This window comes from Acidovorax sp. Root70 (genome assembly GCF_001428225.1).
Classification (GTDB): Bacteria; Pseudomonadota; Gammaproteobacteria; order Burkholderiales; family Burkholderiaceae_C; genus Acidovorax.
In genome coordinates, this window is record NZ_LMHQ01000028.1 from 424,893 (window position 1) to 432,631 (window position 7,739).

Annotated in this window: 4 protein-coding genes; all 4 read right to left on the reverse strand. The window is 67.9% G+C overall.

Annotation, left to right across the window (positions count from 1 at the left end; genetic code table 11):
* Window positions 1-18: 18 nt before the first annotated feature.
* The 4 genes from ASD94_RS16530 to ASD94_RS16545 all read right to left on the reverse strand — a co-directional run bounded on the left by ASD94_RS16530 (window position 19) and on the right by ASD94_RS16545 (window position 7,299).
* Window positions 19-3,273, reverse strand: a complete 3,255-nt coding sequence (locus ASD94_RS16530; protein ID WP_056645121.1) for an error-prone DNA polymerase — start codon at window positions 3,271-3,273, stop codon at window positions 19-21.
* Between the two features lie 28 nt (window positions 3,274-3,301).
* Window positions 3,302-4,906, reverse strand: a complete 1,605-nt coding sequence (locus tag ASD94_RS16535) for a hypothetical protein (RefSeq protein WP_056645000.1) — start codon at window positions 4,904-4,906, stop codon at window positions 3,302-3,304.
* Window positions 4,869-5,759: a translesion DNA synthesis-associated protein ImuA gene (gene imuA, locus ASD94_RS16540; RefSeq protein WP_056645004.1), complete on the reverse strand. Its 891-nt coding sequence runs from the start codon at window positions 5,757-5,759 to the stop codon at window positions 4,869-4,871. Before imuA ends, ASD94_RS16535 begins: the two co-directional genes overlap by 38 nt.
* 229 nt (window positions 5,760-5,988) lie before the next feature.
* A complete protein-coding gene (locus ASD94_RS16545; RefSeq protein WP_056645006.1) occupies window positions 5,989-7,299 on the reverse strand; it encodes an HD-GYP domain-containing protein in 1,311 nt (436 codons plus the stop codon).
* Window positions 7,300-7,739 lie beyond the last annotated feature (440 nt).

The window sequence follows — 7,739 nt, forward strand, 5'->3', positions numbered from 1 at the left end:
AAACCACGCGGCCCTGCGTCAATGAAAGTCCCGGCTCCCCTGCAACGCCTGCCCCATGCGGCCCAGCAGCGGGGTCAGGTCTTTGAAGCGCTGGGCCACCAGGTGGCGCACCACGGCCGTGCTGCCGGGTGGGCCCGCGCTGCATTGCCACACCCCCTCCACCGCCAGCAGCTGTGACCGCAGCAGCGCGTTGCGCCACGCATCGACCATGGCGGGCCAGACGATGACATTGACGGGGCCGGTTTCGTCCTCCAGCGTGACGAACATCGTGCCCTTGGCGGTGCCGGGGCGCTGGCGTACGGTGACGATGCCGCAGGCGCGCACCTTGCGGCCGTGGGCGGAGCTGTGCAATTGCAGGGCGGTTTGCAGGCGCCAGCGGGCCAGGCGGGGGCGCAGCAGGGCCAGGGGGTGGCGACGCAACGTCAGGCCGGTGGCGGCGTAGTCGAACAGGATTTCTTCGCCCTCGGGCGCCTCCGGCAGTTGCAGCGGGGCCTCGTGCACGGGCACGTCGCGCCATAGGGGCGGCGCCGCGTGCTGGGCGGCAGCGTCCCACATCTGCTGGCGCCGGTGGCCCGACAGGCTGGCCAGGGCGTCGGCGGCGGCCAGTGCCTGCAGGTCTTGCTGACTCAGTTGGGCACGCAGTGCCAGGTCTTCGGTGCTGGCAAAGGCGGGGCCTGTGGCGCGGGCTTGCAGCAGGCGCTTGGCAGCGTCTGCGTGCAGGCTGCCTACCATCCGCAGGCCCAGGCGCACGGCAGGCTGGGGCAGCGGCGGTGCACCCAAGCCGCGTGCGGGGCGCAGCGGCTCGGGGTTGCCCTCCAGCGTGCAGTCGATGTCGCTCACGGTCACGTCGATGGGCAGCACGCGAACGCCATGGCGGCGGGCGTCCTGCACCAGTTGCGAGGCGCTGTAAAACCCCATGGGCAACGAGTTGAGCAGCGCCGCCAAAAAGCATGCGGGCTCGTGGCACTTGAGCCAGCTGCTGGCATAGGCCAGCAGCGCAAAGCTGTGGGCATGGCTTTCGGGAAAGCCGTATTCACCAAAGCCCAGCATCTGCTGGAAGATGCGGTCGGCAAATTCGGCGGGGTAGTCCCGGTCTTTCATGCCTTGTTTGAGAGGCTCTTCAAAACGATGCACGCCGCCCTTGCGCTTCCAGGCGGCCATGGAGCGGCGCAGGTCGTCGGCCATGCCGGGCGTGAAGCCCGCCGCGATCATGGCGATCTGCATCACCTGTTCCTGGAAGATGGGCACACCGAGCGTGCGCGCCAAGGCGTCCTCCAGCTCGGGCTTTTCGAGTTGCAGAGGCTCGCCCCTGCGCCGGCGCTCGCGCGCCTGCAGGTAAGGGTGCACCATGCCACCCTGGATGGGGCCGGGCCGCACGATGGCGACCTCGACCACCAGGTCGTAGAACTGGCGCGGCTGCAGGCGGGGCAGCATGCTCATCTGGGCGCGGCTTTCGATCTGGAACACGCCCACGGTGTCGGCGGAGCAGATCATGTCGTAGGTGGCGGGGTCTTCGCGCGGGATCTCCTTGATACCCCAGCGCTCGCCGCGGAGGGCTTCGCGCAGGTTGAGGCAGCGGCGCAGCGCGCTGAGCATGCCCAGTGCCAGCACATCGACCTTGAGCAGGCCCATGTCATCGAGGTCGTCCTTGTCCCACTGGATGACGGAACGCTTTTCCATGCTGGCGGGCTCCACAGGCACCAGCCGCGTGAGCTTGCCCTGGGTCAGCACAAAGCCGCCCACATGCTGGCTCAGGTGGCGCGGAAAGTCCTTCAGGTCGGCGGCCAGCTCCAGCCACAGCCGGGCGGTGTGCCGGTGCAGCGACACGCCCACCGCCTGGGCCAGCTCCTGGAGGCGGTCGGTGGCAAAGGTCTCGTCAAACCAGTGGTGGTCTTTGGCAAACGCATCGACCAGGGCGGACTCCACGCCCAGGGCCTTGCCCACGTCGCGCAGGGCGCTGCGCGTGCGGTAGCAGGTGACCACGGCGGCAATGGCGGCGCGGTCGCGGCCGTATTTGTCGTAGATGTACTGGATGACCTCTTCGCGCCGGTCGTGCTCGAAATCCACATCAATGTCAGGCGGCTCGCTGCGTTCCTTGCTGATGAAGCGCTCGAACAGCAGGTGGGAATCCTCGGGGTCCACCGCGGTGATGCCCAGCACGTAGCAGACCACCGAGTTCGCCGCCGAGCCCCGGCCCTGGCACAAAATGTCCACGCTGCGCGCAAACCGCACGATGTCATGCACGGTCAGGAAGTACATCTCGTACCCGCAGTGCGCGATCAGGTCGAGCTCTTTGCGGATCTGCGCCTGCACCCTCTCGGGCGCGCCCAACGGGTAGTGGCTTTGCACCCCCAGCTCCACCAGCCAGGCCAGCGCCTGGGCAGGGGTCATGCCCGTGGGCACGGTCTCCAGCGGGTATTGGTACTTGATCTCGTCCAGACAGAAGGTGCAGCGCCCAGCCACGGCAAGCGTGGCCGCCAGCAACTCGGGTGGGTAGATGCCGGCCAGCCGCACGCGCTGGCGCAGGTGCCGCTCGGCATTGGGTTGCAGCGCAAAGCCGCACTCGGCCACGCTGCAACCCAGCTTCACGGCGGTGATCACGTCCTGCAGCGGCTTGCGCGAACGGGCGTGCATGTGCACGTCGCCCGCGGCCACCAGCGGCAGCTGCAGCGCAGCGCCCACACGCTGCAGCGTGGCCAGCCACAGGCTGTCATCAGGAGCCATGTGCAGTTCGACCGCCAACCACAGGTGCGTGTCAAACTTTGAGCCCAATTGGCCTATAGCGCCCGTTATAAATGCGCTGACAGCTATAAAATCAGAAGCATCAAAGCGCTGGCGACAAGGCGACAGCAGCAGCTCGCACCCCTGCAGCAAGTGCCAGGGGCTGTCCGCGTCCACGCGGTAGTGCCCCTTGGGTGCTGCGGCCCGGGCGGCGGTGATGAACTCGCACAGGTTGCCCCAGCCCTCGGCATCGCGTGCCAGTGCCACCAGCCGCAGGTCGCCCCACAAGAACTCGCTGCCCACGATGAGGTGCAGGCCACAGGCCTTGGCGGCACCCCAGGCACGCACGACGCCGGCGACGGAGCATTCGTCCGTCAGCGCCAGCGCCTGGTAGCCCAGCTTGGCAGCGCGCGCCACCAGCTCTTTGGGGTGTGATGCTCCCCGCTGAAAGCTGAAGTTGGACAGACAATGCAGCTCGGCATAGCCCGGCAGTTCGCCCACGCCCGCTGCGGGGCCTGGCACGGCCGCGGCCTGCGAAGAGAGTCGATGCATCAAGCCCATGGACAACCGCCCCGCCCACTCACCCAAAGATTCCGTGCAAAAACCAGCGGTGGGGGCGTGCCGCCGCCTGTCCGCCAGCGGGCGATGGCGCCAGACGCTCGCGAAACACCCAAACCAGCCCCGCCACGTCGTTGTGGGCCACAAAATAGTCGCGCAAGGCCAGACCCGCGCAGGGGTCTGCCGGGTCCACGCCGTCGTCCATGGCAGACCACCAGCCCGCCTCAAACCGGTGGGGCCCGGCCAGCAGGCGCAGCAAGCCGTGGTGGCAAGGGCGGTTGCCCTGGACGGCCAGCCGCCGGGGCGGGTTCAGCAACCAGGTGGGCAGCAAGGGGGCATCCGGGGTGATGCACTGCGGCGCATCGCCACCAGCACGGGGGGCCGCAGAACGGGTGGGCGCACCCAGCACGTCAGCGGCCGGGCGCCACTGCTGCATGCGTTCGGGCCGGTGGTCGGCCAGCAGCACCGGGGCCACTACCCGGTCGGCTCCCAGGCGGGCCGACAGGCGCTCCAGCAGTTGGTGCAGGGCCTCGCCGGGAGCACCGGCCGGGTCGGCGCTGCCATGGCTTGCAGGGCCGCGCGCCCCGACCTCTCCAGGGGGCAGCAGGCTGGCGCTGCGGTGCGGCAGCGGGGCCGATTCAAGCAGGCGCAGCATGATCTGGTTGACCGGTGCGGCCAGCGTGGTGCGCGCGAGGCTTTCGGCCAGCAGGCGCCGCAGGTGCACCAGGTCGTGGATGGCCTGGGCGGTACGCACCTGCAGCGCCTGGGTGGGGGGCAACGCCACGCCATCGATGCGCCGCAGGTCGTGGCGCCAGACCAGCTCCAGTGCCAGCACGCCCTGCTGGCGCGCCTGCAGCCAGGCCTGCAGGGCCGTCAGGCAGCGGCTTGCGCTCCACAGCAGTGCCTCGGCCGACTCGGCCAATGCGGGCAGCTCGGTGGTCAACGCAAACTGCTCGGGCAGTTGCAGCCAGGCATGGGCCTCGGGGGCATCGCCCAGGGCCTGGTCCAGCACCTGCAGCACGCCAGCTCCCAGGCGCCGCGCCACGCCCGCACGTGGCAGAGCCTGCAGAGCGCCCCAGGTGCGGCAACCCATCCGCTCCAGGCTGGCTACATGGGGGCGCAGCGCCGTCAGGGTATGCAAAGGCAGGCTCTCTACCCGGCCCTGCGATGGGCCGGGGCGCCCTGCCAATGCCATGCGTAGCCTGGCCTGGGCCACCAAGGCCGTCGGGCCGGCACCCCACACTGGCGGCGAACAAGGGGGGGTAGAGGGTGATGCACAGAGCGGCTGGGCTGTGGCCGATTCGCTGGCCGGGGCCTGCTGTTGAGCACTGCGGGCAGGCGCGTTGGCCGCAGCCTCCCCCGTGCCCCTGGCAGCTGCGTCGGCCCAGGCCTGCAGCACCAGCGCCAGCAATGCCTCGCGCCCGCCCCACAGGCGCTCGGTGGTGGACACCTCCAGCAACACCACCTCGCCATCGGCCAGTGCCACACGCGGCGTAAAGCGCAATGCCCACCAGCCTGCGGCCGCGCTAAGCGCTGCGGCATCTGCAGCTGCGCCCATTCCTGCACCTGTGCCCGGCGGGGCGGCAGATTCATCGTGCCAGGGCAATGGCAGTGCGATCCAGTGCATGCCCGCTCCCTTCTGGTCGCCCCCCCTGCGCAGGGCGCGCCAGCACGGCCCCGGCCCCCCGCACAGCGGCTGTCTGGCGCCTCGCCACCAGGGCACTGGCTGCCTCCTGCGCGGCGCGGCGCCGCTCTGCCTGAGCGACCAGCACCTGCGCCAACTGGGGGTGGCAGCCCGGCAAGTGGAGTGCCAGCGCCAACGGCGGCCCCCGGCGCTTGAGGATCTGCACCTGCATGCCAGGGGCTACCGCAGCGTCTCCTGGCAAGGCCAGCCCCTGCACCTGCAGCCGCAACAGGGCCGGTGATGCCTGCAACACTTGCGATGCCTGCATTGAGGCATTGGAGGCATCGACCGAGCGAAACACCCAAAGCAATTGCTGCTGATGGGCCGCCGCCAGTTGCAGCCGCCGCAGCGCGGCAGGCTGCGCCTGGGGCAGCCAGGCCATGACGGCCAGCACGCCCTGGCAGCGCAGCGCCTGCTCAGCGGCCCACAATGCCGCCATGGCAGAGTCGGCGCGCACCACGCACACGCGCTCTGCCCGCAAGCCCTGCGACTGCAGGGCCGGCCCAAAAGGCTCGCACGGCGGCGCCACCAGCACCACGGCCCCGCTCTGGCGGGCCGTGGCCTGCACCAATGCGGGCAGCACCAATTGCCATTCGTGAAAGCCCGCCAGGGGCTGCAGCACCTCGCTCAGGGCCCCCACCGGCCAGCCGCCACCCGGTAGCTGTGCGTCCAGCGCGGCATGACCTGTTGGCAGCACCGACTGCGGCCCTGCACCCAGCGCGTCGGCATGCCACACCCCCGGCACAGCGGTCGGCAAATCGGACGCAACCCGCAAGGAGGGGCGTGGCGCAGGCATGGTGGTTGGAAAGGTTCAGGCAACACGAATACTGTAAATATAACCAGTATTTTGCTGCATGGGTGGACCTGGCAGCAAAGACCTGCCACCAAAGTCGGCGTGCAATTGCCAGCGTACGTGGGTTAACAGCAGGCGCGACCGGGGCACTACCGGCAGGCGCCAGCAAGCGCTCTCAGCGCGAGGCGCGCCACCGGGGGAGGCGACCCACGCACCGGCAGCGCCGATCCGGCTACAGCATGCGACCCCCCCAGTCGCACCAGTCAGCCACCGCGGCATCCGAGGGCGTGACACGCTCGGAGAGCTGGGGCCAGCGGCGATGGATGGCGTTCAGGATGCTTTGCAGCTGCCACAGGGCCTCGCGCCCCACCAGTGCGACCTCGGCCATGCCAATGGGGTCGCCCTGCAGCTGCGCCAGCAGCTCCCCTTGGTGCTTGGGGTGAGAGCCCGCTTCAATCAAGGCTTTTTGCAACGCCATGAGACGGGAATCGGTAAACGCAAAGGCACTGCCTGCTGGAGGCTTGGTCACCGTGTCGGGAGGCAAGACCGCCTTGAGCTGGTCCCAGTAGGCAAAGGCTTGGGCCAGCAGCTCGATCTGGCGCGGGGCATCGTTGCCCAGGGGCATCAGAGCCGATTCGCGGACCACTTCCTCCTGCAGCAAGGGCAGGATGAGCGCCACCAGCGCAGAGGGAAACTTGCGGTGGTTCAGCCGCAGCACCAGCGACAGCCGCTGCGCAGGCATGTCGTCATATTTCTCGTAGAACGCGGCCACCACCTCGGCCAGCAGCAGGATACGGCCCATGGGCGTGATGTCGGCACCGGCCAGGGCGCGGGGGTAGCCGCTGCCGTCCATGCGCTCGTGGTGTTCCAGCACGGCGACCTCGGCAGCGCGTGGATACACCTGCATGTCACGGATCATGAGCATCGCCGAGATGGGGTGGGCCACCAAGTGCTTGCGCCCCACACCCACGACCCGGTGATCGGGGTCGTCCCAGGTCGGGTCCATGTGCAGCACCCCCAGGTCATGCAGCAATGCAGCGGCAGCCACCGCACTGCAGTCGCGCTCACTCACCCCACTCTTGATGGCCAGAAACACCGCTACGGTCATCATCACCAGACTGTGCTGGAACAGCGTGGGCCGCTGGTCGCGCATCACGGTGAGCTTGCAGGCCATGGCAGAAGGCAATGGCAGGGAACGCAGGGGCGCCAGCAACCGGGCACCCGAGCCCAGGGCCTCGGCCAGCATGGCTGGCAGGGTTTCCTGCTCGATCAGCGTCTGGCCCAGGGCCAGCAGCGCTGGCACGTCCACGGGGTTTTCGATCGACAGATGGCGGTCTATGGGTTCGCGCAGCTTGTGCTGGACCAGGCGGTCGTAAAGGCGGCTGTCGATGCGCGCCCCTTTTTCCACCAGCTTGATGCCGTTGTCGGTGTAAATGGCAGCCTCGGCGACCACGGAGCGTCGGTCGGCCATGTCGGTCAGCGCACGCAGATAGTGGGAGCCGTCAGTGGTGTCTGCGTCCACTGAAAGAAGAATATCGGTCATGCAAGCAACACAAATCGTTACCTCGCACTATATGAGTTTCTCTTGCAAGGCACTGACGCTTATCACGCGGTACAGACACACAACTTTGATTCACATCAAGCTGCATGCGCTGCGGTAAGAAGTTGTGTCCAAGACTGGAGAGGCAGACCGCAGCAGCACCATAGGGCCAAGCCCTTGTCAGCCCCTTCTGGCAGGGGTGCCAAAGCCCCCTGTCACCCCAATGTCACTGTCCCAAATTGGCATCAGGGTTTGCATGGACTGATAGAGTTTTAGGAGCATTTTTGAAGTGCTTGCAGATGTCAGTCTTGGGTAAACCCTGAAAAGTTCCCAATCGATTGTTCACAATACTGGAACAGTTAGTTCGCGACCCGGTGGTTTTTCTCTGCCCCCCACCCGCGTACAGTTCATCCCATCGATGAGCCGAACCCGCAAGGCGACTC

What these genes read in the sequence shown, in the direction of transcription:
- ASD94_RS16545 (WP_056645006.1), bottom strand. Translation starts at nt 7,299, where the DNA reads ATGACCGATATTCTTCTTTCAGTGGACGCAGACACCACTGACGGCTCC.
- ASD94_RS16530 (WP_056645121.1), bottom strand. Translation starts at nt 3,273, where the DNA reads ATGCATCGACTCTCTTCGCAGGCCGCGGCCGTGCCAGGCCCCGCAGCG.
- imuA (WP_056645004.1), bottom strand. Translation starts at nt 5,759, where the DNA reads ATGCCTGCGCCACGCCCCTCCTTGCGGGTTGCGTCCGATTTGCCGACC.
- ASD94_RS16535 (WP_056645000.1), bottom strand. Translation starts at nt 4,906, where the DNA reads ATGCACTGGATCGCACTGCCATTGCCCTGGCACGATGAATCTGCCGCC.